This window comes from Methanoculleus marisnigri JR1 (genome assembly GCF_000015825.1).
In the GTDB taxonomy this organism is placed as follows: Archaea; Halobacteriota; Methanomicrobia; order Methanomicrobiales; family Methanoculleaceae; genus Methanoculleus; species Methanoculleus marisnigri.
This window is the reverse complement of sequence record NC_009051.1, coordinates 786,734-810,439: the sequence shown is the minus strand read 5'-3', so window position 1 is coordinate 810,439 and position 23,706 is coordinate 786,734. Positions and strand designations below refer to the sequence as shown.

The 23,706-nt window shown below is 64.1% G+C and carries 25 protein-coding genes and 1 tRNA gene; 16 read left to right on the top strand and 10 right to left on the bottom strand.

The window, feature by feature from the left end; genetic code table 11:
- The first annotated feature begins 2 nt into the window (after nucleotides 1-2).
- The 4 genes from MEMAR_RS04060 to MEMAR_RS04045 all read left to right on the top strand — a co-directional run bounded on the left by MEMAR_RS04060 (nucleotide 3) and on the right by MEMAR_RS04045 (nucleotide 3,011).
- On the top strand, nucleotides 3-542 hold the full coding sequence (locus MEMAR_RS04060) for an archaemetzincin family Zn-dependent metalloprotease (protein WP_048063744.1): 540 nt from the start codon (nucleotides 3-5) through the stop codon (nucleotides 540-542).
- A gap of 155 nt (nucleotides 543-697) precedes the next feature.
- Nucleotides 698-1,222 carry a universal stress protein gene (locus MEMAR_RS04055; protein WP_245526647.1) on the top strand — a complete coding sequence of 175 codons (525 nt, stop codon included), beginning with the start codon at nucleotides 698-700 and terminating at the stop codon, nucleotides 1,220-1,222.
- An 11-nt stretch (nucleotides 1,223-1,233) separates the two neighbouring features.
- Entirely contained in the window at nucleotides 1,234-2,556 is a 1,323-nt protein-coding gene (locus tag MEMAR_RS04050; protein WP_011843671.1) for an ArsB/NhaD family transporter, read from the top strand.
- Between the two features lie 5 nt (nucleotides 2,557-2,561).
- Entirely contained in the window at nucleotides 2,562-3,011 is a 450-nt protein-coding gene (locus MEMAR_RS04045; RefSeq protein WP_011843670.1) for a universal stress protein, read from the top strand.
- A 248-nt stretch (nucleotides 3,012-3,259) separates the two neighbouring features.
- Here MEMAR_RS04045 and budA read toward each other — a convergent pair whose 3' ends face one another.
- The 3 genes from budA to MEMAR_RS04030 all read right to left on the bottom strand — a co-directional run bounded on the left by budA (nucleotide 3,260) and on the right by MEMAR_RS04030 (nucleotide 5,219).
- Nucleotides 3,260-4,081, bottom strand: coding sequence for an acetolactate decarboxylase (gene budA, locus MEMAR_RS04040; protein WP_011843669.1), 822 nt, complete (start codon nucleotides 4,079-4,081; stop codon nucleotides 3,260-3,262).
- Nucleotides 4,082-4,089: 8 nt separating this feature from the next.
- Nucleotides 4,090-4,512: a nucleoside deaminase gene (locus MEMAR_RS04035; protein ID WP_011843668.1), complete on the bottom strand. Its 423-nt coding sequence runs from the start codon at nucleotides 4,510-4,512 to the stop codon at nucleotides 4,090-4,092.
- 164 nt (nucleotides 4,513-4,676) lie between these two features.
- Nucleotides 4,677-5,219 (bottom strand): HEAT repeat domain-containing protein, encoded by a 543-nt coding sequence (locus MEMAR_RS04030; protein ID WP_011843667.1) that lies wholly within the window; start codon nucleotides 5,217-5,219, stop codon nucleotides 4,677-4,679.
- Nucleotides 5,220-5,320: 101 nt separating this feature from the next.
- Here MEMAR_RS04030 and MEMAR_RS04025 point away from each other — a divergent pair, with 101 nt between their 5' ends.
- Nucleotides 5,321-5,746, top strand: coding sequence for a hypothetical protein (locus MEMAR_RS04025; RefSeq protein WP_011843666.1), 426 nt, complete (start codon nucleotides 5,321-5,323; stop codon nucleotides 5,744-5,746).
- A gap of 11 nt (nucleotides 5,747-5,757) precedes the next feature.
- Here the strand turns inward: MEMAR_RS04025 and nadC are convergent, their stop codons facing one another.
- The 3 genes from nadC to nadX are packed head-to-tail and all read right to left on the bottom strand — an operon-like array spanning nucleotide 5,758 to nucleotide 8,275.
- Nucleotides 5,758-6,612, bottom strand: coding sequence for a carboxylating nicotinate-nucleotide diphosphorylase (gene nadC / locus MEMAR_RS04020; protein WP_048063926.1), 855 nt, complete (start codon nucleotides 6,610-6,612; stop codon nucleotides 5,758-5,760).
- A 5-nt stretch (nucleotides 6,613-6,617) separates the two neighbouring features.
- A complete protein-coding gene (gene nadA / locus MEMAR_RS04015) occupies nucleotides 6,618-7,514 on the bottom strand; it encodes a quinolinate synthase NadA (protein WP_011843664.1) in 897 nt (298 codons plus the stop codon).
- 2 nt (nucleotides 7,515-7,516) lie between these two features.
- Nucleotides 7,517-8,275, bottom strand: a complete 759-nt coding sequence (gene nadX / locus MEMAR_RS04010) for an aspartate dehydrogenase (protein WP_011843663.1) — start codon at nucleotides 8,273-8,275, stop codon at nucleotides 7,517-7,519.
- Between the two features lie 146 nt (nucleotides 8,276-8,421).
- Between nadX and MEMAR_RS04005 the strand changes: the two genes are divergently transcribed.
- From MEMAR_RS04005 to MEMAR_RS03980, 6 genes are all read left to right on the top strand, one after another.
- The gene (locus MEMAR_RS04005; RefSeq protein WP_052291850.1) at nucleotides 8,422-9,666 is read left to right on the top strand and encodes a tRNA (N(6)-L-threonylcarbamoyladenosine(37)-C(2))-methylthiotransferase; all 1,245 of its coding nucleotides are present in this window, start codon (nucleotides 8,422-8,424) and stop codon (nucleotides 9,664-9,666) included.
- 43 nt (nucleotides 9,667-9,709) lie between these two features.
- Nucleotides 9,710-10,153 carry a metal-dependent transcriptional regulator gene (locus MEMAR_RS04000; protein ID WP_011843661.1) on the top strand — a complete coding sequence of 148 codons (444 nt, stop codon included), beginning with the start codon at nucleotides 9,710-9,712 and terminating at the stop codon, nucleotides 10,151-10,153.
- Nucleotides 10,154-10,215: 62 nt separating this feature from the next.
- On the top strand, nucleotides 10,216-11,118 hold the full coding sequence (locus tag MEMAR_RS03995) for a metal ABC transporter solute-binding protein, Zn/Mn family (protein WP_011843660.1): 903 nt from the start codon (nucleotides 10,216-10,218) through the stop codon (nucleotides 11,116-11,118).
- Complete coding sequence (locus MEMAR_RS03990; RefSeq protein ID WP_011843659.1) at nucleotides 11,115-11,882, top strand: metal ABC transporter ATP-binding protein; 768 nt, start codon at nucleotides 11,115-11,117, stop codon at nucleotides 11,880-11,882. The genes MEMAR_RS03995 and MEMAR_RS03990 overlap by 4 nt, the downstream gene beginning before the upstream one ends.
- A gap of 2 nt (nucleotides 11,883-11,884) precedes the next feature.
- Complete coding sequence (locus tag MEMAR_RS03985; RefSeq protein WP_011843658.1) at nucleotides 11,885-12,694, top strand: metal ABC transporter permease; 810 nt, start codon at nucleotides 11,885-11,887, stop codon at nucleotides 12,692-12,694.
- Between the two features lie 50 nt (nucleotides 12,695-12,744).
- Nucleotides 12,745-13,269 carry a hypothetical protein gene (locus MEMAR_RS03980; protein WP_011843657.1) on the top strand — a complete coding sequence of 175 codons (525 nt, stop codon included), beginning with the start codon at nucleotides 12,745-12,747 and terminating at the stop codon, nucleotides 13,267-13,269.
- Between the two features lie 450 nt (nucleotides 13,270-13,719).
- On the opposite strand, the gene MEMAR_RS03975 is transcribed toward MEMAR_RS03980, so the two are convergent.
- Nucleotides 13,720-14,172: a hypothetical protein gene (locus MEMAR_RS03975; protein ID WP_011843656.1), complete on the bottom strand. Its 453-nt coding sequence runs from the start codon at nucleotides 14,170-14,172 to the stop codon at nucleotides 13,720-13,722.
- Between the two features lie 157 nt (nucleotides 14,173-14,329).
- On the opposite strand from MEMAR_RS03975, the gene serS reads away from it, so the two are divergent.
- A complete protein-coding gene (gene serS / locus MEMAR_RS03970) occupies nucleotides 14,330-15,607 on the top strand; it encodes a serine--tRNA ligase (protein WP_011843655.1) in 1,278 nt (425 codons plus the stop codon).
- Between the two features lie 162 nt (nucleotides 15,608-15,769).
- Here the strand turns inward: serS and MEMAR_RS03965 are convergent, their stop codons facing one another.
- Nucleotides 15,770-16,468, bottom strand: a complete 699-nt coding sequence (locus tag MEMAR_RS03965) for an ABC transporter permease (protein WP_011843654.1) — start codon at nucleotides 16,466-16,468, stop codon at nucleotides 15,770-15,772.
- Entirely contained in the window at nucleotides 16,465-17,391 is a 927-nt protein-coding gene (locus MEMAR_RS03960) for an ABC transporter ATP-binding protein (protein ID WP_011843653.1), read from the bottom strand. The genes MEMAR_RS03965 and MEMAR_RS03960 overlap by 4 nt, the downstream gene beginning before the upstream one ends.
- A gap of 252 nt (nucleotides 17,392-17,643) precedes the next feature.
- On the opposite strand from MEMAR_RS03960, the gene MEMAR_RS03955 reads away from it, so the two are divergent.
- Nucleotides 17,644-18,930 (top strand): uracil-xanthine permease family protein, encoded by a 1,287-nt coding sequence (locus MEMAR_RS03955; protein ID WP_011843652.1) that lies wholly within the window; start codon nucleotides 17,644-17,646, stop codon nucleotides 18,928-18,930.
- A 226-nt stretch (nucleotides 18,931-19,156) separates the two neighbouring features.
- Here the strand turns inward: MEMAR_RS03955 and MEMAR_RS03950 are convergent.
- Nucleotides 19,157-19,229 (bottom strand) — tRNA-Ile (locus MEMAR_RS03950).
- A gap of 342 nt (nucleotides 19,230-19,571) precedes the next feature.
- On the opposite strand from MEMAR_RS03950, the gene iorA reads away from it, so the two are divergent.
- The 3 genes from iorA (at nucleotide 19,572) to MEMAR_RS03935 (ending at nucleotide 23,513) form a co-directional block, all read left to right on the top strand.
- Nucleotides 19,572-21,341 (top strand): indolepyruvate ferredoxin oxidoreductase subunit alpha, encoded by a 1,770-nt coding sequence (iorA, locus tag MEMAR_RS03945; RefSeq protein WP_011843651.1) that lies wholly within the window; start codon nucleotides 19,572-19,574, stop codon nucleotides 21,339-21,341.
- Nucleotides 21,338-21,925, top strand: a complete 588-nt coding sequence (locus MEMAR_RS03940) for an indolepyruvate oxidoreductase subunit beta (protein WP_011843650.1) — start codon at nucleotides 21,338-21,340, stop codon at nucleotides 21,923-21,925. The genes iorA and MEMAR_RS03940 overlap by 4 nt, the downstream gene beginning before the upstream one ends.
- Nucleotides 21,926-22,172: 247 nt before the next feature.
- The gene (locus MEMAR_RS03935; protein ID WP_011843649.1) at nucleotides 22,173-23,513 is read left to right on the top strand and encodes a small ribosomal subunit Rsm22 family protein; all 1,341 of its coding nucleotides are present in this window, start codon (nucleotides 22,173-22,175) and stop codon (nucleotides 23,511-23,513) included.
- Nucleotides 23,514-23,706: the final 193 nt, after the last annotated feature.

Genomic DNA, 23,706 nt, shown 5'->3' with positions numbered 1-23,706 from the left:
TAATGGGCATCAATATTCTTTGGGACCCGCAGGCACCGGTAGGTGTCGAGCTCCCGGTCGTCCGGATGATCGCGATGATCCTCGGGAAAGAACCCGAACTCGTCGAATACCCGTTTCTCATCGACGGTTACGACCGGAACCGCAACCAGCACGATGCTCAAAAGATCCTGGATCGCCTGCAGGACACCCTCACGCGCAGGTACGATATCGACGGCCCCCTGCTGCTCGTCACCTCCCGCGACCTCTACGTCAACGGATGCGACTTCGTCTTCGGCCTCGCACGGCCGGCATGCGGCGTCGCCGTCGTCTCGACCGCCCGCCTCGGGAACGACTACTACGGCAGGACGCCGGACGACACCGACCTCATCGACCGGACGGCAAAAGAGGGCGCGCACGAACTCGGGCATCTCCTCGGGCTCGACCACTGCGAAAACTCCGAGTGCGTCATGTTCCGGCCGAGAACCCTGGACGAACTGGACAGAAAGAGAAAGATGCTCTGTCCGGCCTGCAGGGAGGCGCTCGCGTCATTAGGCGGGCGATGACGACAAAACCCGGTGCATCTCTCATAGATTCGATCCCCACTGCCGAAAACTCCCGCCGGGCGAGCGTCTTCAGGCTTTTCGACAGGAACCAGGCAAACAAAAGTATTAAACGAGCGTGCCGGGAAACCTAGATCACGATGGGATACTCTTCTTCCTTGATCCAGCGAAAGTTCAAAGATATCGTCGGAAGGCGGTACGACTCGGTCCTGAAGGACTACGGCGAGTTCCTGCTGACCGACGAGGAGATGCTCGTCCCCGAGATCAGGTCGATCCTGGTACCGCTCGACTTCTTCGTTCACGACATCACCGACGAAGCAATCGACGTGCTCTCCGCCTACGACGCCACGATCTCGCTCGCCTACATCACCGACACCGAGGTGATCGAACTCCTGGAACAGGCGCTCGACCGTGAATCGACGGAGGAGTTCCGGAAAAAGAAGGAAGAGTACGGCCGGAAACTCCTCGAACGGACTGCAGCCAAACTCGAAGAATACGGCTTTTCGACCCAGACACGGATGTTTGTCGGACATAAGGGCGACGACGTCGTCCGGATGGCGAAGAACCACGACATGGTCGCGCTCTGCCGCCGCTACGCCGACGGGGAGTCGACCGACGCCTCGGTAAGCCCGATCGTTCTGCGCATCTGCCAGCGGGTGGAGACTCCCGCGCTCATCTACTGAAGGGTGCACGGATGGAAGCAGTGGCGCTGATCGCGGTAGCGGTCTTTCTCTTCACCTACGCACTCATCATCGACGAGCGGATCCACCGGGCGGTCGCCGCCATGCTCGGTGCGGCGATCGTGGTCTTCGTCGGAATCGTTCCCTGGGAGGCCCTCCTCGAGCACGTCGACTTCGGGACGATCTTCCTGCTCCTCGGGATGATGATCATCGTCAACACCGCGCGGGGCAGCGGCCTCTTCGAATATATCGCGATAAGGACGGCGAAACTCGCGAAAGGCAGCCCCATCCGGGTTCTCGTCCTCTTTGCGATCGTGACCGCGATCGTGAGCGCGTTCCTCGACAACGTCACCACGGTCCTTCTCCTCACCCCGATGCTCCTCTATGTCGCGAGGGTGATGAACCTCAACCCCATTCCCTTCCTTGTCACGGAGATCTTCTCCTCAAACGTCGGCGGGGCTGCGACGCTCATCGGCGACCCGCCGAACATCATGATCGCGTCGTCTGCGGGACTGACGTTCAACGAGTTCATCATCCATCTCGGGCCCATCATGATCGTCGACATGGCGATCCTCCTCCTGATGATGTACGTCATTTACGGCAGGTCGATGAGGGTGAGCGCCGAAGAGCGGCAGGAGCTGGTCCGGACGCTCAACGGCCTGGACGAGCGGGCGGCGGTCACCGACAGGTCGCTCTTCAACAAGTCGGTGGCAGTAATCGCCTTCGTGGTCCTCCTCTTCTTTGTCCACGACCGGATCGGAGAGATCCTGCACGTCGTCCTGCCGTTCGTCGACCCGGCGATGGGGCTCGAACCCGCAGAGGTGGCCCTCATCGGTGCGGCGACCCTCCTCTTCTGGAGCAGGCAGTCGCCGGAGGAGATCTTCGAGAAGATCGAGTGGCCGGCCCTCTTCTTCTTCGGCGGGCTCTTCATCATCGTCGGTGCCCTCGTCGAGACCGGCATCATCTCGAGCATCGCCTCGGTCATGATCGAGAACGTCGGTTCGACCGGTGAGGCGATGTTTATCGTGGCCTGGTTCGCCGCGATCGCCTCGGCAATCGTGGACAACATCCCCCTCACCGCGGCGATGATCCCGCTCATCCACGACCTGGGGACGACGATGGACGTCTACCCGCTCTGGTGGTCGCTCGCTCTCGGTGCGTGCCTCGGGGGGAACGGAACCGCCATCGGAGCGTCGGCGAACGTCGTCGTCATCGGTATCGCCGAGCGCGAGGGGATCGGCATCACGTTCATCGACTTCCTGAAGGTGGGTATGCTCGTGCTCTTCGTGACGGTGGCGGTAGGTCTTGGAATGCTCTGGCTGAAATTTGCGATGTGAACGACATGAAAATTCTCGTGCTTATCGATGGTTCGAAGTGGAGCCAGAAGGCGGCTCTGCATGCGATTGGATTGGCAAAGCGGAAGAATGCCGAGGTAGTCCTCTTCTCGGTACTGGATATCGCGGAGGCAAAGACGATGGCATTCAACTTCTGCGCCCAGAGTGGAATCTGCGAGCAGTTGAAGGACTACGAAGGCCGGATATGGAAAGATATGCGAAAGAGCATCGAGGATGACCAGAACAGCATCCTCTCCCGCTACCAGGGTGAGAGGGTTCGATGCTCCTCAAAGATTGTCGAAGGCGCAATCAGGGACGAGATTCTCAAGGAGGCAAACTCCAGCGAATACGGGCTGATCGTCATGGGTGCTTTCGGCAGGAGCGGAAAGTCCCGGATCACCGCCCTGCTCGAACAGATCGGCGGTGCGGTCAGACCGCCGCTGCTCGTCGTCCGGTAACCATCCTTTTTTCTGGCCGCGGTGATGCGGAGTTCCCTTCGCGGCTTCGCGTCCTTCGCGTGAGACCGTATCGTTGCTCAGCCCCACCATCTCACGCGAAGCCGCGAAGACCAAGTTGATTGTGAGTTACGCTCCGGATGAGACATCCGTCGCTCTTCGCGTGAGGCCTGTAGCCTTATCCGGAAACAGGTCGTGAAAACCAGAACTCAAGCACCATCAGGTGCGAGAAAAAAAGTGGTCCCTCGGGCTCATTCCACCTGCTCGAGATCTTCCGAGAGGTCTCCCGAGAGATCGACCGTTAAGAAGTCGCCGCCGGACGGGAGCGCCATGGTGAAGTTCATCGTGGTGTCGACCTGCACGGTGCCCTCCGCCAGGATCATATCGAGCACGTGGCCGCCGGCGGTACGGTCGTCCGTGATGAAGTGAAGGTGGTAGCCGGGGACATTGATCCCCTCTGCGAGGTCCGGCGTCCAGAACCCGACAGCCGTTCCGGTGACGTTCTCGAGCGTAAAGACCGTCTGGTTCGCCGTCACATCGGCGAGCCGCGGGTACGGCTTCTCCTGGGCGGGCACGCTCCGGGTCACCAGATGCGGGAAGGTGCCGTCCACCCGGATAGCGTAGAAGAGATTCTTCGAGGGGAGCTCCGCCTGCACCCGGCTCTCGAGAGCGGCCAGGTTCATCGGCTCGTCGATCGCGACCGTCATGTCCGAATCGAAGAAGGTCGCGGCCGCGAACGGCGTCGTCGCGTCCCCGTCAACCGGATAGGCCCGCCCATCGACCCGGATCAGGTACCACTCGCCGTCGACGCCGATCAGTTCCCCGTCGAGCCGGTCGCCGCACCCGATCCCGAAGTCCCCGTGCCTCGCGAGCTCGTCGAACGTCATGCTGCCGTCGTAGGTCCCCTGGAGGAGCGCGTCGATGGTCGAGACCTGAAAGAGCGTATCCCTATCGGCTCCTCCCTCCGATACGGGCGCGGCCGGGAAGGGAGCGACCGCAAGGCCGATACAGGCCCCGACAAGAAGGAAGGCGGCGGCAACGACGGCGTAACGGAGCAACCTGTCCCCGGTCATAAACCGCCTCACAACTCCCCGATATCCTCGTACCAGAGGTCGGGATGCTGTTCGATGAACGTGCCCATCATCGCCTTGCAGACGTCGAGGTCGAGATCGAGCACCTCGACCCCGTGCGACTCGAGGAACTCCCGCGCTCCCGCGAAATTCACCGATTCCCCGGCGACGACCTTCCCGATCCCGAACTGGACGGCCGCTCCCGCGCAGAGGTAGCAGGGCATCAGCGTGGAGTAGAGCGTACACTCCGCGTAGCTACCGATCCTCCCGGCGTTCCTCAGGCAGTCGATCTCGGCGTGGAGCACGGGGTCGTCATTCTGGACGCGGCGGTTCCGGCCACGACCGATGATCCGGCCGTCGCGCACCAGCACCGAGCCGATAGGTATTCCGCCTTCCCGCAGACCCGCTTCCGCCTCCTCTACGGCGCACTTCATGAATATATCCGTACAAATCTCCTCCCGGGCGCTCAGTTCGGCACATAAACTGATTGCAACACCCTGTCAGATATAAGAAGACGTTCCTGAATAATAAACGCATACGGGACGAAAACGGCAGTTCGGAACACCGGCGGGCGAAGGTTCCAGACAGAGCCGCCCCTTCAGACGGTCGGGATCTCCCGCTCGGTTCCGATCTCGTCGAGCGCCTGCCTGCCGGCAACCCTGACATCGCGGTCGGCGTCCCCGAGGAGGCGTAAAAGGGGTTCCCGGGCCCGCGGGTTGCCTATCCGGCCGAGCGCCCAGGCCGCCATCCTCCTGACCCGGGGTTTTGCATCGTCGAGCAGCCGGATCAACGGCTCGACCGCCCGGGGATCGCCGATCTTCCCGAGCGCCCAGGCCGCCCCCATCCGAACCCAGAGGCTGTCGTCTTCCAGGCTCCCTATCAGCGGGAGGACAGGTTCGCGTCCATCGAGGATCCCGAGCGCCTTCGCCGCCTTCCACCGTACCTCGACATGTTCGTCCTCCAGTGCCTCGATGAGCGGCCGCACCGCGCGGCTGTCGCCGAGTTCCCCGAGCGCCTCCGCAGCCCGCCACCGTTCATTGAGATTCCCGGACGCAAGCATCGAAAGGTGTCTGTGGAGTACCTTCTCCCTATCGAGACCTTCGGTCTCTCTCCCCGGCACCGGCGGATCCCTCCCTGCCATAGGCCACCTCACGCCCAACTGGGGTCGGCCGGGCATAAGGTTTTGCCACGGGAGATGCTCACAGGGGTGCATTTTTCTACTCTCCCTGCCTTCACCATAGTATGGAGAGTTCGACGGTTACACCGGAGGGGACGGCGTTTCCCCCGGATCTGGAGCGTCTCGGCGTCGTTGCCGGAGCGAAGATCGATATCAGAGACCTTGATGCAATGGGTCGCCGCCACAACTTTCACGTCTTCCTCTACTTCGAGGGTGATCTGGCCAGAGACTCCACGCTCCGGGAAGACCTGCAGGAATACGGCGGTGTGCCCGAAACGGAACGCCCGTTCGTCGACCTGAACGCGTTCCTCCGGTACGCCGGCGAAGAGGATCCCCTCTTCACCCGGCGCCTGGACGAGCTCCCGCTGGTCATCGAAGTCGTGGCCTACGGGGAACTCAGGACAGAAGAGGGCAAACTCGTGCCGTACGTCAAAGGGCTGATGCCGTTTCTGGACGAACTCACGATGGAAGATACCCAGACTGCATCCTGAACCGTCTCTTTTTATGAAAGCCTGACGGTACCCGCGCCTTTCAGGATATCCAGGCTCACGTCGAAGTTCCTGACCGTATGGGTGAGCGCACCCATGCTGATGATATCGATCCCGGCCGCGGCATACCCGGCAAGATCGCCGCCGGCGACGCCTCCCGAGACCTCGAGGGTGACCTGTTCCCGGAGACCGCGGGCAGCCAGCGTCCCGACCGTCTCCCGGACGGCGTCCGGCGCCATATTGTCGAGAAGGATGATGTCGGCACCGGCAACTGCTGCCGTGACGGCATCCCGTGCAGTCTCGACCTCCACCTCGACCGCCCGGTAGCGGCTCCGCTCCTTTGCCTTCCGGATCGCCTCCGGGAGCGGCACCAGCGCGAGATGGTTATCCTTGATCAGGACCATGTCCGAGAGGCAGTAGCGGTGCGGGTCACCCCCGCCGAGAACCACCGCCTTCTTATCGAGCATCCGGAGTCCCGGAGCGGTCTTCCGGGTCGCGGCAACCCGCACGGCGGGGGAGACCGCCCGGACGGCGTCGACAGATTCCCGGGTCCGGGTCGCAATCCCGCTCATCCGCCCGATGATGTTGAGCGCCGTCCGCTCCAGGAGAAGGATCGCCCTCGCGCGGCCTTCGAGTTCGAGGAGAACCGCTCCGGGAGCAACCGGTCTCCCGTCGGGGATGCGCTGACGCACGGCGACCCCGTAATGCTCGAAGAGCGCCCGTGCCTCCTCGAGGCCGGCGATGACCCCTGCATCCTTCGCCCGGATCACCGCCCGGCAGGCGACGTCGGGGACGACCGTCTCAGAGGTGACGTCGCCCCACGGCGCATCCTCCCGGACAAAACGGAGCAGATCCTCGATCGGGATCATCCGCATCACGCTCCGACGGCGATCATCCGCTCGATCGCCCGCCGCGCCCGGTCCATGACTTCGGGAGGGAGGACGACCTCGTGCTCCTCGGACTCGAGTGCCCGGCGGAGGTCGGCAAGCGAGATCCTCTTCATATCCGCGCAGACAGCCTCCGGCTTCTCGTAAAAGACCCTTCCGGGGTAAAGCAACCGCAGGCGTGAAGCCATCTCCCGCTCGGTGAAGACCCACCAGGGCTCGTCCCCGCCGGCCGCGGCGTCCCGGACCATGCCCCCCGTGGAGGCTATCCGGTCGGCCTGCTCCTGGACTTCCGGCGGGCATTCGGGGTGGCAGACGATCTGACCGCCTTTCTTCCGGGCCGCCTCGACGTCGGCAAGGGTGAACCCCGTATGGACGTAGCAGTGGCCGCCGGGAGGCAGGGGAATGATCGTCTTTTCGGGGAGCTCCCGCTGGACGTATGCCGCGAGGTTTGCGTCCGGCCCGAAGAGGATGGTGTCGTTTGGGAGCGACCGGACAACCCGGACCGCGTTTGCCGAGGTGCAGGTGATGTCGGCGAGCGCCTTGCTCTCCGCCGTGCTGTTGACGTAGACCACCACAGCCGCGTCGGGGTGCTGCCGGCGTGCCTCCCGGATCATCTCCGGGGTCAGGAAATCGGCAAGCGGGCATCCTGCGTCCTCTACGGGGATGACCACCTTCCGGTCGGGGTTGAGGATCTTTGCCGTCTCGGCCATGAATCGGACGCCGCAGACGACGAGCAGGTCCGCCGCGGTCTCCTTCGCCTTCACCGCGAGCTCGAGGCTGTCGCCCACCACGTCGGCGAGTCCCTGAATCTCCATGGGCTGGTAGTTATGCGCCATGACGACTGCGTTCTTCCCGGCCTTGAGCGCACGAATCTCCTTTTCCATTGTTACGTACCCACCACCAGAGGGTTCTCGAGGTTCTTTAAGAGCGTCAGGATGGAGAGGGCCGCCATATAACTCGTCGCCGGGTTATCGGGGCTCGGGACGTTCCTGACCCGGACGTAGATGTCCCCGAAGTCTCCCTCGACGAATAACTCGTGGATGTTCCTCTCCGCCGCAGGGTCGACCCAGAGTTCCACGTCGGCGTCCCTGCCGGCAGCGAGTCCCAGCGCTACCGCGACGTTGATGTTTTTAGGGTATTGTTTTATACACTCGTGTGCCAGCCCCTTAAATATCTCGGTCGGAGCTTCGGCGGTCATCCCGAGCGACGCGGGAGGTTTCGTCGTCCGCAGGAGGAGTTGCGTCGGCGGCGAGATCTGGCCGACCTTGAGGTTGTCGAGTCCGACGATGGCGCCGCTCGGGATGCGGATCTTCTTTCCCATCTCCCGTGCGACCTCGATGAGGTGCTCGCGGAACTCGTCGTCCGCGAGAGCTCCCGCGGAGAGCACGGCGATGTCTCGCCCCGACCGGAGGACCGCTTCGCTATATATCCTGACGGCGTCGACCGAGGCGGCTTCCACGACGATCGAGAAGTCCTCTTGCATGAAGGCGTCGAAGTCCGTGTAGGGCCGGGCATGGCAGAGTGCCGCGAGTGTCTCCGCCCGCCCGGGGATGATATCGAAGACGGCGGTGACCTGGATGCTCTCGGCGTGTGTGGCGATGATATGCCCGACGTTGCCGCATCCTAGCAACCCTATTTTAATCATCGAATAAAGAAGTTGTAATGTCAGCGTTTAAGTATTGTGCTCGTCACGAATCCGGTCGAAAGAGGAGGAAACTATCCTCCGACCGATAGGGGTGACCGGACCGCCGGGAACCCGGGCCGGCCACCGACCGCGCGCAGGGGGAGTCGATCGCCATCACGTTTGAGGGACTGCAGGATAGACGGGTCTACATCGAGACCTACGGGTGCACCTACAACCATGCCGACACACAGAGGCTCGCGGCGATACTGGACGGGCTCGGCTGCACCATGACCGAACACCCGGAAGAGGCGGACGCCGTCATCGTCAACACCTGCACGGTGATCGGCGCGACCGAACGAAAGATGCTCCGGCGCCTCGCTCTCTTCGCCGACCGCGACCTCTACGTGACCGGATGCATGCCGGTCGTCCAGCTGGATAAGATTCGTTCGGTCTGCACGCCGCACGTCATCCGCCCGGACGAGATCCACGAACGTGCCGGCAGCGTCGGCACCCGGGGGCCGGGGGCAACCGGCGTGGTGCAGGTGGCGAGCGGATGCGTCGGCCGGTGCAGTTACTGCATCACCCGGCTCGCCCGGGGGCGGCTGATAAGCGCACCGCGCGAAGCGATCGCCGACGCCGTCCGGGCTCTCGTCACCTCAGGCGCCTGCGAGATCCAGCTGACCGGGCAGGACGTGGCCGCATGGGGGCTTGACCGGGGCGAGTCGCTCCCCGATCTTCTGCAAGAGATAGCAGAGATCCCCGGGAGGTTCGCCGTCAGGCCGGGGATGATGCACCCGGCCACGGTGCTCGGGATCCTTGAGCCCCTCGTCGACGCCTACGAGAGCAAGAAGATCTTCCGATTCCTCCACCTCCCCGTCCAGTCAGGCTCCGATACCGTCCTCGAGCGGATGCAACGCGGCTACACTGCCGCCGACGTTCTCCGGATCGTCGATGCGTTCCGGGAGCGTTATCCAGATATGATGATCTCCTCCGACTTTATCACCGGGTTTCCCGGAGAGACGGACGAAGAGTTTTCACAGACGCTCGAACTCCTCCGGAGGGCGGCGTTCGTGAAGGTGAACATCACCCGCTACTCCCGGCGGCCCGGAACGCCCGCCGCGGCCTTAAAAGACCTCCCCGAGCGGATACGCAAAGATCGCTCCCGGACGCTGCTCGCCGAAGCAAACCGGGTCTACGACTCCTACAACGAGCGCTGGATCGGGCGGGAGACATCGATCGTCGCGACCGAGAAGAACGCGCCGGGATCGACCGTCTGCCGCAACCCCTGCTACCTCAACGTCGTCGTGAAAGAGGATCTCCCGTTCGGGTTTGCCGGGAAGGCTGCGATAACCGGGAACCGCCGGCACTACGTCACCGCCGGACTGATCACCTCCGGCGACGAAGGGATTTAGCCCCACCGAAACTTTTTCTTCCGTCAAGGCGTATCCTCTTCCCATGCAGGGGATCACCGGGCAAGAACTCTCCTCAAAGAAGGCGGAATACCTCAAGTACATCCACATGCAGGGCAATGTCGTGAAGACGACCGAGATCGCCGTCCACTTCTCCGTCGCGCCCTCGACGGTGACGAAAGCGCTCACGGATATTGCAAAAGCGGGATACATCGAGCATACGCCCTACCACGGGGTGCGGCTCACGACGCTCGGCACCGAATACGCCCGGTTCCTGGTCCGCCGTCACCGGATCGTCGCCCTGGTGCTCAGCCGCCACGGGCTCGAGCCCGAAGAGGCCTGCAGGGAAGCGAAGAAGATCGAGCAGTGCTTCACGAAGGAACTCACCGACAGGATGTGCACGTCGCTCGGGCACCCGATAATGAGCGTCTGCGGGGAGATCGAGCACGATCACCGCTGCTGCGGTTCTCGCGGCGGGTACCGCGGGTGACGGCGGAACGTCTCCTGGCGCGGGGAAAATTTAGATAACTACCAAATTTGGAGTGGAGAACGATGGGGACGAATGGCAACAGCAATACCACTTCTCTATCTCTCGTCGCAGCCGTATTCACGGTCTTTTTGCTGGCGGCAGCCACGGCGGGATGCACCGGCACCGACCGGCAGAATGACGGGAAAATCGTCGTCGCAGTCACCATACCGCCCGAAGAGGAGTTCGTAGAACGGGTGGGCGGCGATCACGTCCGGGTGATCCTGCTGGTGCCGCCGGGAGCCGACCCGCACACCTACGAACCCCCGCCGGGGGTCCTCGCCGACGTCGCGGAGGCGGATATGTACGCCGTGGTCGGTTCGGGGATCGAGTTCGAACTCGCCTGGCGGGATAAGATCGCCGCCCTGAACCCCGGGATGCTGGTCGTCGACTGTTCGTGCGGCGTCGACCTGATCGCGACCGGTGAGGGCGATCATGCGGGAGCCGATCCACACATCTGGACGTCCCCGAAGAACGCGAGGGTCATGGTTGAGGAGATCCGCGAAGGGCTCATAGCGGTTGATCCGGAGAACGCCGAAGACTACCGTCGGAACGCCGATGCCTACCTCGGGGAACTCGACGCCCTCGACGCCGAGATCACCGGTGCGCTCGCCGCATCGGGAGTGAAAACGGTCATGGTCTACCACTCGTCGTGGGCCTACCTCGCCCGGGACTACGGCTTTGCTGAAGTGCCGATCGAGAGCGAGGGCAAGGAGCCCTCGCCGCAGAGGCTGGAGCACCTCATCAAGCAGGCGGAGGAGGAGAAGATAAAGGTGATATTCGCGTCGCCCGAGCATTCCACCCGGAGCGCTGAGGTGATCGCGGACGCGATCGGGGGCACCGTGGTGACGGTGAGCCCGCTCGCGAAGGACTACCTCGCGAACATGCAACGCGTGGCCTCGGCGTTTGCGGAGAGCGGCAGACCATGACCATTCCCGTGATCGAGGTCGAGGACGTCCGAGTCAGGCTGCGCGGCCATACCGTTCTCGAAGACGTGAACCTCGCCGTCCACCAGGACGACTTCTACGCGATCATCGGGCCGAACGGCGGCGGGAAGACGACGCTTCTCAAGGTGATCCTCGGTCTCCTCCAACCTTCCTGCGGCACGGTCAGGATCCTCGGCGGCACGGGGGCGGCGGCGAGGAAGGAACTCGGTTACGTCCCCCAGTTCCGGACGTTCGACTTCGAGTATCCCATCACCGTGCGGGAGATGGTCATCTCCGGCCGCCTCGGCCACATCACCCGGTTCCCGCGGCGTTACGGGGCCGAAGACCATGCCCGGACGGAGGAAGCGCTCAGGATGATGGGCATCGCCGATCTCGCCGACCGGCAGATCCGGGATCTCTCCGGCGGGGAGCAGCAGCGGGCGATCATCGCCCGGGCGCTCGTCGGCGACCCGAAAGTGCTGCTCCTCGACGAACCGACGGTCTACGTGGACGCCCCGACAGCGGCGCAGTTCTACAGTATCCTCGACCGACTCCGCGAACGGATGGCGATCGTCCTCGTGACCCACGACATCGGGGTGATCCCGGAGCACGTGACCCGGGTCGCCTGTTTAAACCGGCGCCTCTACACGCACGACACGAACGAGATCACGCCGGATATGCTCGAAGCCGCATACCACTGCCCGGTCGATCTCATCGCCCACGGGGTTCCGCACCGGGTCTTTTCGGAGCATACGGAGGAGGAGTGAGTATGTTCGAGATTCTCGGATTCGAGTTCTTCAGGAACGCCCTCATCGCCGGGGTGCTCGCGAGCGTGGCCTGCGGCATCATCGGCACCTACGTCGTGGTGCGGCGGATGGTCTCGGTCAGCGGCGGCATATCCCATGCGGCCTTCGGGGGGATCGGCCTCGGCTACTTCCTCGGGATAGACCCGCTCCTCGGCGCGACCGGGTTCACCGTGGCGACGGCGCTCGGGATGGGCACGCTCCAGCTCCGTGCCCGGCAGCAGATGGACACCATCATCGGCGCGGTCTGGGCGGCGGGGATGGCCATCGGGATCCTCTTCGTCTACCTGACACCGGGATTCGCCCCCGACCTCTTCTCCTACCTCTTCGGGAACATCCTCCTCGTCCCAAGGGGAGACATCCTGCTGATGGGGGTGCTCGTCGTTATCATCGTCGCCGTCGTGGCTCTCCTCTACCGGGAGCTCCAGGCGATCACGTTCGACCCGGACTACGCGACGGTCATGAACCTCCCGGTCGAGCGGCTCTCGCTCCTCCTCCTCGTGCTGATTGCGCTCACCGTGGTGATGCTGATCCGGGTGGTGGGGATCATCCTGGTGATCGCGCTCCTGACGCTCCCGGCGGCGATCAGCCGCCTCTACACCACCCGCATCCGGAGCATGATGCTCCTCGCCGTCATCCTCGGCATCGTCTTCACCGTTGCGGGGATCCTGCTCTCCTACCTCCTCGACGTCCCCTCGGGCGCGACGATCATCCTCGTGAGCACGCTCGCGTATGCGGGCGCCCTCGGGGCCGAGCGCCTCCGGCAGGGCGACTAGCAGGACAAACCGGTGCGCTTATGCCCGCTTACGCAAGAGGTGAGTGAGCAATGGATCCGATCATCGAAGAGGGATACGCCCGCCTCCTCGAAACCCTTGAGGAACTGCAGGCGAAGAAGGAAGAATCGGCCTCGGAACTCCGGGGCAGCATGGGTGCCCTTCTTGCGCGGATGGCCGCCGATACGGCGCCGGTCGTGAAGCAGATCGGGCTCGAGATGCTCCGGCGCGCAAAGAGGGAAGCGTCGGGGGATCTCTACGACCAGGAGTTCTACGAGAAGAAGATGATCGTTCTCGGGAAAGGCGACCCGCTCCCCTACCGCCCCGACGACCCGACAAAGCCCGTCGATGCGCAGATCTGTGTTCTCGACGAAGACGGGGCCTTCCATGAACTGATGTACACCAACACCGATATCCGGACGGACTCATACCTCGCGCCGCTCGCGCCGGAGGAGGCGTTCGAGGTCTACGGCTACGAGCTCGTCTTCATCCTCTACCGGGCGCTCTACGAGTACGCGCAGAAGGACGAGGAGCTGACGGCCGCGCTCGCGCGGACGCTCGAGTATCTCGGGTCCTGAAAAACATTTTTTTGGAAAGCGCCCCCGGATATCAAGGGGTGCCGGGTTTCGCGGGCCTCCCTGGGGGGATTTGATCGCTGCATGCGTGCTGCAATAGACGGACAGACAGGACTCATTAAAAGCCCGGTGCAGTGGACCGTGGTGGGTGCGAGGAGGGGCTGACGGGGAGTGCGAGCGAAGCGAGCTTGAGCACCGGAGGTGCGAAGGGGGGTGCGCCCCCCTCGAAGAACTTCGTTCTTCTCATGCTCCCTTCGGTCGCACTCCCCATTGTCCCCACCCCCCGTGGCGATATCCAATGGAAATCCGTGCACGGGTTCGTGGTGTCCCTATGAGCAATCGGCGAGACACCCCGAGGCTTCGGCAGGCTTTGGCACCCGCAGGATATAGTGGGGCGACCGGCAGAGGCAGTCCACCGTTATCAATACGCTGCCTTCCCCCGCCCCTAACCCTTCACCGCCGTCCGAAGATGGGAATGAGCGGTTCGGTGAGGTCGCGCCCGGCCCCGAGCGCCGTGAGCGGATACGAGCGCTGGAACTGCTGTCCCTCGGTGTTTTCGTAGGTGACGACCGCTTTTGCCTCCGAGACCATCGACGGCAGGTTGAACCCGGATTCCTCGTCAGGGTCGAGCGAGGCGACTTCGAACTCGATGTTGAGCGGGACGAGGGCGACATGGATCCTCTGCGCCTTCGCGGTCCCCGTATTGGTGACGATGATCTCCCGCGCATCCTCCGAGAGATCCACGGTGACGAGCGGGTAGTTCCCCGTGTCTCCCATGATATGGAGGCTCATCAGGATAGCGATCATGAGCACCAGCGCTATGAGGCCGAAAAAAGGCTCGATGAAGAACAGCGCGAGCGCAATGAGGCCACCCACCACCAGAACGGTCTTCTGGTTCTTATCCATGCTAATGGGTTGGTTCGCCGGGAATTATAAGAGTAGGTTTCGTGTGCGGGAGCGGCGGGACAGGGTCCGGGCTCTCTGCCCGGGAGCCATCCGCGTTCATCATCGAGGAAGGGCAACACGACCATATACCGTCATGGCGAAGTACGTACGAGACAGTATGCTTGAGTTGAAGTTCGTTCGTGCACACCCCGAGATCGTCCGGGCAGACCTCACGAAGAGAGGAGACACCGAGAAACTGGCCTGGGTCGACGAGGTGCTGGAGATGGACAGGAGGGCACGGGAACTCACCGTTGCGATCGGGGATCTCCGCAACCGGAGAAACGTCATTTCCCGCGAGATCAGCCAGGCGAGGAAGGCGGGGAACGATATCACCGAACTCCTCGCCGAAGCCGCAGGCCTCCCGGAACGGATCAAGGAGGTGGAGACGGAACGCGAGACGCTCACCGAAGCGGTACGCTACCGCCTGATGCGGCTCCCGAACATCCTCCACGAGAGCGTGCCCGTCGGCAAGGACGACTCCGAGAACGTCGAGATCCGGCGATGGGGCGAACCGGAGATCCCTGCGTTCGACCTGGAGAACCACGGCGCGCTCGCCGTCGAGCACGGTTGGGCGGACTTCGAACGCGCGGCGAAGATTGCCGGATCCGGGTTCTACTTCCTGAAGGGCAGGCTCGCCCTGCTCGATATGGCGCTCCAGCGGTTCGCGATGGATATCCTCGTCGAACACGGGTATACCCCGATCATTCCGCCCTACATGATGAACCGGGCCGCATACGAGGGCGTGACCGACCTCGCCGACTTCGAGAACGTCATGTACAGGATCGACGGTGAGGACGAGTACCTCATCGCGACGAGCGAGCACCCGATGGCCGCGATGTACTGCGACGAGATCTTCGAGGAGAAGGATCTGCCGCTCCGGCTTGCGGGGCTGAGCCCGTGTTTCCGCCGCGAGATCGGGGCGCACGGGCTCGATACGAAAGGGCTCTTCCGGGTCCACCAGTTCCACAAGGTGGAGCAGTTCATCTACGCGACGCCGGAGCAGTCCTGGGACCTTCACGAGGAACTGATGGCGAACGCCGAGGAGGTCTTCCAGCGGCTCGGCCTTCCCTACCGGATTGTCTCGATCTGCACGGGAGATATCGGGACGGTCGCCGCGAAGAAGTACGACCTCGAGGTCTGGATGCCGCGCGAGGAGCGCTACCGCGAAGCGGTCTCCTGCTCGAACTGCACGGCCTACCAGGCGGTTCGGCTGAACATCAAGGTGCGCAACCCGACCGAGTTCACCGAGAAGCGCTACGTGCATACCCTGAACAGCACCGCGATCGCGACCTCCCGCGCGATCCGGGCGATCCTCGAGAACAACCAGAACGAGGACGGCTCGGTCACGATCCCGAAGGCCCTCAGGCCCTACCTCTACGGCAGCGAGACGCTGTAAGCACACCGGCCCTCCGGGAGGCCGGCAATACTTTTTGGTCCGGACGATCCAGCCGCCTCAGCCGCAGGCATCCTGCATTGCCGTCGTTCTTCGGTAGCATACTGTCTTCCGGCAGAGAGATCGGCCGGCCAAAAGTGGAGGGGCTTTTACTCTCCTACCACCTCACGGGATCGTCCGGACGATCCGCTCCTTCGTCACCTTCCCGGCGATGAAGCGGGCGAGAGCGAGGAGCGCGAGCCCTGCTGCCGCGAAAATACCCTCCGTCGTCACCGAGAGGCCCCCGCCCGGTGTGACGCCCTGGAGCACGACGATGAGGAAGATGAACCCGAAGATGAAGACGAACCCGAGGATCTGGTTCTCCCGCATCCCGAGCGCGAGCTGGGCCGCGCCGATGAGCCCCGCCGCAGCGGCGATCCAGACCGGGACGACGACCGCGAGGTGAAGGATGAGCAGGGGTTCGCCGGCTATAGGAGCGCTCGACAAGGTGTAAACCACCGCAATGGTCACTGCGGCCGAGGCAAGGGTCATCAGGTACGCCGGCACGGCGACCCCGACGGCCTTCCCCTCCCAGAGGCGGCGGAGAGAGACCGGGGTGCAGAGGAGCGTCTCGATGGAGCCGTCCCGCTTCTCCCGGAGGAAGGCGTCGGCGCAGAAGAGATAGCCCATAAATGCCCCGACCGGGAGGGTGATTGCGGCGATGCCGCCGGCAACGGCCGTAGCGTCTTCACCGGCGCTTGCAGCGATCCCGAGGGCCGACATGACCGGGAACCATACGGCGAAGATGAGCGCCGCGATGAGGGCACTCCGGTTCCGGAGGGCGAGCCTTATCTCGCGCCGGGCGATGACGGCGAGCGTGCTCATGCCCCGCCCTCCGCCTGGCCGACGTGTTCGAGATAGATCTCCTCAAGCGACCGGGACGACCGGCGGACTTCCTCGATCCGGAACCCCGCCCCGACGAGGGCCGCGACGAGATCCGGTGTCGCACCCGGGTCGGCGAGGGTGCAGTGGAGGGCGTCGCCGTCCGGTTCGCACCCGGTGACGTACGGCAGGTTCCCCACGACCTCGCACGCGCCCTCGCCGGCACCGGCGAGGGAGACCGTCACGGCCGGGCGGCCGGAGGCCCTGGTGAGGTTCTCTACCGAGTCGAATGCCCGGAGCCTGCCCTCGGCGAGGATCGCGACCGTGGAGCAGATCCGCTGGACTTCGTCGAGGTGGTGGGAGTTTAAGAACACGGTCATCTCCTCCCGCCGGGAGAGTTCGACGATAAGGTCGCGGACCATCCTCTGTGCGCCGGGATCGAGGCCGGAGGAGGGTTCGTCGAGGAAGACCACCTCGGGCCGGTGGAGGATCGCCCGGGCGATACCGAGCTTCCGCTTCATGCCGGTCGAGAACGTCCCGACCGGGTCGTCCCGCCGGTCGGCGAGGTCGACGAGCGCGAGGAGTTCGTCGATCCTCTCCACAGGCTCTTCGACGCCGTAGAGCCCGGCGTAGTAGGCCAGATTGCCGGCGGCGCTCATCCGGTCGGCAAGACCGTTGTTCTCGAAGAGCACCCCGACCCGCGCCCGCGCATCGTCGTCGACGGCGAGATCCCTCCCGAGGACCCGGACCTCGCCCGCGCCGGGGGCAAGGAGGCCGAGCAGGATCCGGATTGTCGTGGTCTTCCCGGCGCCGTTCGGGCCGAGGTAGCCGAAGATCTCGCCGTGCCCGACGGTGAACGAGACGTCGCGGAGGATCTCGCGGTCGTCGAAGGAGCGCGAGAGCCCCCGGACCTCGACGGCGCTCATACCCGCCTCCTCCTCCCGCGCCGCACGGCACAGGGCCGGGAGAGTACGGGACGGATATCGGGGGGCATGCGGAGAAGTTCGGTCGCATGACCGTTGGTAACCATAGAGATAATTCGCCGTGCAGAGCGTAAATAAGTGACTTTTCCATGAAAGACGGGAATGGGAAATCCTATCTTGCCGTGGACGATACACTCCCTTCATGCGCCGCAAGACCCGCTGCAGGGTCCGGCGGTTCTAAAAGGAGCCACTACCATGGAGTTCGCTTACGGCATCGACGACCGGCCGCGACCGGCGTCGCTCCTCATCTTCGGCCTGCAGTGGCTCGCGGTGAGCGTTCCCCTCGTCCTCATCATCGGCAGGGTGGTTGCCGGGCTCGAGGCCAACGGATCGACCGTCCTGTACCTCCAGCGACTCTTCCTTCTCGTCGCGCTGGTGCTGCTCGCGCAGGTGTATCTCGGGCACAGGCTCCCTCTGGTGCTCGGCCCGGCGACGGTGCTCCTGGTCGGCATCCTTGCAAGCCTCGATGCAGGATTTGGGGCAATCAACGCATCAATCCTGATCGGCGGGCTCCTCCTCGCCAGTCTCGCGGCGACCGGCCTCATCGGGCACCTCCAGAGGCTCTTCACGCCCCGGGTGGTCGCGGTCGTCCTCATGCTCATCGCGTTCACCCTCGCACCCACCATCCTCGATCTCATCACGGACGGCGGCGGCACGGTTCCGGCGACGCAGACCTTCCTCTTTGCCGTCGGGCTCACCCTCGCTCTCTTCGCCGCACACGGATTTCTTAGAGGCATCTGGCGATCGACCCTGGCGCTCTGGGCGATCCTCCTCGGCACCCCGGTTTATATCGCCCTCTTCGGTGCGGTCTCCCTGCCGCCCGCGGATACCGCCCTCGTCGCGCTGCCTGAAAACCTTCTCGCGCCGCTTGCCGTGCCCGACGCCGGGGTGCTCGCAGCGTTCCTGATCTGCTACCTCGCGCTTGCCACGAACGACCTCGGGTCGATCCAGTCGGTGGGCAGTTTGCTCAAGGCCGACGGAATGGGCGAACGGGTGAACCGCGGGGTGGCCGTCACCGGTCTCGGGAACGCCCTCGCGGGCGTTACAGGAGTGATCGGCCCGGTGAACTTCTCGCTCTCCCCGGGCATCATCGCCGCCACCGGGTGCGCGTCCCGGTTCGCCCTCGTCCCGGCCGCGATAGCGATTGCGCTCATGGCCGCATCGCCGCTTGCCATCGGCTACCTGGAGAGCATCCCCGCGCCGGTCATCGGCGTCGTCCTCGCCTACGTCATGGCCGCCCAGATCGCAGCGGGGCTCATGCTCGGGCAGGAGAGCGGGGCGGTCGGGACGTTCGACGGAGGGCTGATCGTCGGCATTCCCCTCCTTCTCGGGACGCTGGTGGCCTTCCTGCCTCCGGAGGTCGCCGCAGGTCTCCCGGCAATGATCCGCCCCCTGCTCACGAACGGCTTTGTCGTGGGCATCGTCACCGTCCTCGGGCTAGAGCACATCGTTTACCGGCGGCGACCGCAGGAACGAAGCTGAACGGATGCGCTCTTGTATCGCCTCCCGTTTCCCGCGACTCGAAGTGAGAGAGAATATCACCGGATAACCGCAAATGCGGCATGAATTTTGGACAGGCGACCTGGAGAAAGGCATAGCGTAAAGAGAACGGTAGGAAACCGAGATTCGAACGCACGACCTCCCGGTGATCTGCCGGGTGCACTACCTGTTCAAACAACTCCTGAAAACGAGATAATATGAGAAACGATGGGCCCGATGCGATTCGAACGCATGACCTCCCGGTTATCAGCCGGGTGCACCACCAGCTATGCTACGGGCCCGAAACACCTGTATTAGTGCCTACAAATATTGTACAATCTTCAATTTAAAGGTTGTGCAAGGACTCTGCTCCTGAATCGTCGGAGAACGGCGGCGGCAAAGAACAGGCAGGGGCAACGGCTCGGGGCGAACTCCAGGGATCGGTACCCACCCGGAAAAGGAGCCGGTGCGCATGCCCGCATCGAGGACGCAACCGCCAATTCTCCCCGGTGAACGATGGTGCGCAAAGATACGGGCCGTCGTGACTACACGCAATACCCGGCGTTTCGGCACTGGAATGTTCCGGACAGGCATCCAAAGGGCTATGTTGAAAACCGATGATAGAAGTATAGTTGAGTGGAACAATGGCAATACGATACCTACTCGGAAACGAGGGCATCGCTCACGCATGCCTGGAGGCAAACATCGATTTCGCCAGCGGCTACCCGGGAACGCCGTCCTCCGAAGTGATCGATATCCTCCGGGTGCAGAAGGAGCGGCCCTTCACCGTGGAATGGTCCACGAACGAGAAGGTCGCCTTCGAGAACGCGCTCGCCGCCGCCTGGTGCGGGGTCCGCGCACTCTGCACCATGAAGCACGTCGGGCTGAACGTGGCGGCCGACCCCCTGATGACGAGCGCATACACCGGGGTGACCGGCGGGTTCGTCGTCCTCTCCGCCGACGACCCCTTCGCGCACAGCTCCCAGAACGAGCAGGACACCCGGCGCTACGCGCACTTCGCCCGGCTCCCCTGCCTCGACCCGGCTTCGGTCCAGGAAGCGCACGACATGATACGGGACGCCTTCGCCCTCTCCGAGGAGTTCGGTCTGCCGGTCATCTTCCGCCCCACCACCCGGATCTGCCACTCGAAGAGCGACGTCGACCTTGGAGAGGTCGGCACCGAATACCGGACCGCCGAGTTCCAGCGCGACCCGAAGCAGTACGTGGTCATCCCCGCGCACACCCGGGTGCTGCATAAGGTCCTGAACGAGAAACAGCCGGCACTTAAACGGCGGCTGGTCGAGCTCGGCTACAACCGCCACACCGTCCGGGGCAGAACCGCCGTCGTCGCGAGCGGCGTCTCGGCCGCCTACGTCCAGGAGGTGCTCCCCGAAGACGTCTCGCTCGCGATCGTCGGCGCCTACCCGATCGACGAGGAGTGGCTGGCGGCCTTCGTCGACCGGCACGAGAAGGTCCTCGTCGTCGAGGAACTCGACCCGGTCGTCGAGGAGGTCGTTCGCCAGGTGGCGACGAAGACCGAGGTCGTCGGTAAGATGACCGGCACGGTCCCATATGAAGGGGAGTTCACCCCGGCGATCGTCGCCGCCGCGCTCCAGAAGGCGGGTATGAGTCCCACGACGACCTTCCCGGCGGCCGCCCCGGCCCAGGGTGTGCCGCCCCGTCCGCCGATCCTTTGCGCAGGGTGCATGCACCGGCCGACATTCTATGCGATCCGGAAGGTCTTCCGCGACGGCATCTTCCCGAGCGACATCGGGTGCTACACCCTCGGGCTCCAGCTCGGCGCGGTGGACACCACCATCTGCATGGGCGCCTCGATCACCGTCGGGAGCGGGATCGCCCGGTCGGGAGAGGAGCGCACCGTGGTCTCGACCATCGGCGACTCGACGTTCCTGCACACGGGCATACCGGGGCTCCTGAACGCCGTCTACAACGGCGCGGACATGGTCGTCGTCATCCTGGACAACCGGATCACCGCCATGACCGGCCACCAGCCGAACCCCAACACCGGAATGACGGCCACGGGCGAGGAGAGCACCCCGATATCGCTCGATGCGATCTGCCGGTCGTGCGGGGTCTCCTGGGTCGAGACGGTCGACCCCTACGACCTGCCCGTGCTCCTCGACACCTTCCGAAAGGCGAAGGAGAGGAGGGGCGTCCGGGTGATCATCGCGAAGCAGCCCTGCGTCATCACCGCACGGAGAAGCGGGATCAAGCGCAAACCCTACACGGTCGACCCCGAGCGGTGCACGGGCTGCGGCGCCTGCCGGTCGTTCGGCTGCCCGGCGATCGCGTTCGTTGATAAGAACGCGACGATAACCGAACTCTGCGCCGGCTGCGGCGTCTGCGCGGACATCTGTCCGTCGGGCGCGATCGTCATGGAGGGACGGCGATGAAACCTTCGTTCGACATCCTGATCGTCGGAATCGGCGGCCAGGGAACCGTTCTCGCCTCGAACGTCCTCGGGGAGGCGTGCATCCTCGAGAACCGGACCGTCCGGAGCGCCGAGACCCACGGGATGGCGCAACGCGGCGGGTCGGTGGAGAGCCACATCCGCATCGACGGGAAGCACGGCTCCCTGATCGTGCCGGGGACGGCCGATCTCCTCGTCGCCTTCGACCTCCTCGAAGCCCTCCGCTACCGGCACTACCTCCCGGCAGGAGGGAGGCTTGTCGTGAACCGGCACCTGGTCGTCCCGACGTCGGTCTACCAGCAGGATCTCGACGTCCCCGACGAGGAGAGCATCCTCGCCGCGCTCGCCGACCTCGACGTCACCTGCATCGACGCCGCGAGCCTCGCAGAGGAGGCGGGGAGCATCCTCTCGCAGAACATCGTGATGCTCGGGGCTGCGTCGGGCGACATCCCGCTGCAGCCCGAGACCCTCGAAGAGGCGGTGCGGCGGTGCGTGCCGCAAAAAACCGTCGAGGCCAACACCGCAGCATTCCGGCTCGGCCGGGAGAAGGGCGCCGGCGCGCCCTGATCGGGAGGCTCCCGGGGTTTCCCCGCTCTCCCCATCACTACCGTCAACCGCATCCAGGTATTTCATATGCCCCTTCGCGCCCTTCGCGGCTTCGCGTGAGACCCAATCCGGGTCTCAAAACCTTTGGCTCACGCGAAGGCGCGAAGATCGCGAAATAGCGGTATGAAATGTGTAAAAGTCCTGGAAGACATGAAGCACCTTTTGGCGCCCGCAACCTGTATTACCCATCCTGCCGAGCTGGTATGCCATGAGTGAGCGGGGTAGCGTTGAAGGGCCGTTAGCGGTCGACGATGCCGGGCGCGAGCGGCAGCTCGCGTTCTTTGAGAAGCCGGAGGTTCCGGACTATATCCAGAGAATCGTCGAGTCCTACATCGAGAAGAAGACCGCCAAGTCCTGGGACGACCCGGTCGTGCTCGACCGGATGCGTAACGCCATCCTCGCCCAGAAGAGCCGGTACTGGAACGAGAAACAGGTGAGTTACCGGAAGGCTTACCAGGTTCTCGGCTACCTGGCCTACCACGCGCCGGTCTACCTGGTGCAGTTCGAGCACATCCTCTGGCAGGTCATCAACCAGGGGCTCGCAAAACCCCGGATGCGCATCCTCGATCTCGGCACCGGGCCGGGAGTCGTGCCGCTCGCCGTCATCGACCTTCTCGGACGGCTCGGGAACGGTTCCGCGGATGTCTACGCCGTCGAACGATCGGAGGAGCACCTCGAGGCCTACAACGCCCTCGTCCCGGTCGCCGCCGCGGCGCGAGGCAACGCCGTGCAGGTGCATAAACCCATCCGTGCCGACATCGGGGCGCTCGAGGCCGGGGACCTGCCCGACCGGATAGACCTCATGGTCTTCTCGAACGTCTTGAACGAACTCCGCCACCTCGATACCGACCGGCGCGCCGATCTCGTCGCCGGCCTCGCCGAACAGCTCGCGCCCGACGGGACGATCGTCGTCGTGGAGCCCGCCGACCTCGCGAACTCCACCGCCATGCGGCAGACCGTGCGGGCGATCGCGGAGCGCGGCCTTACCGTCTACAGCCCCTGCTCGTTCATCCGGGGAACCGCCTGCAACCCCGCCCGGTGCTGGACGTTCGAGCAGAAGGGCGACATCCGGCCGACCCGGCTGATGGAGCGGCTCGCGGCGGGGAAAGACGGCTACCGGTTCATGAACGTCGATATCAAATACTCGTCAGCGCTCCTGCGCAAAGATGCGAAGACGCAGCACGCCTACCGCGTCCCGCCGGGGGCGAAGTTCGCTCCCCTCTCCCACCTCCGCCGTCACCGCGACAAAAAGATCAACGTCGTCGCCGCGCTGATGTCCAGGAACCTCGGGGATAACCGGACGAAGGTCTACAAGGTCTGCGACGGGACGCCCGCGGACCCCACGTATGCCGTCGTCCCGGCGACCCTCCGCGGCACGAACCGCGACGCGCTCGCAGGTCTCCCCTACGGCGACATCGTCCGGCTCTACGGGGTTCTCGTCCGGTTCAACCGCGACCACGATGCCTACAATCTGGTCGTCCTGCCGGGGACGCGGATCGAGCCGGTCGGGGGTTTGGGAGGAGAAGGGGGCAGGCTGGCGGATATGTAAGCAGGAGTTACTCCTCCTGCCGGCACTCAGGTATAGTTACCGTCATCTTATCACAGGCGAGAAGAGAAAACAGGAACCGATTGCAGAACGGGCTCTTCGATAGCACCTCAGAGCAGTAAGATCTCGATAAAAACCCGATCAACTGGACCGTGGTGGCTATCGCGTCTGGGGGAGGGGTTTCAGGGGAGGGGGG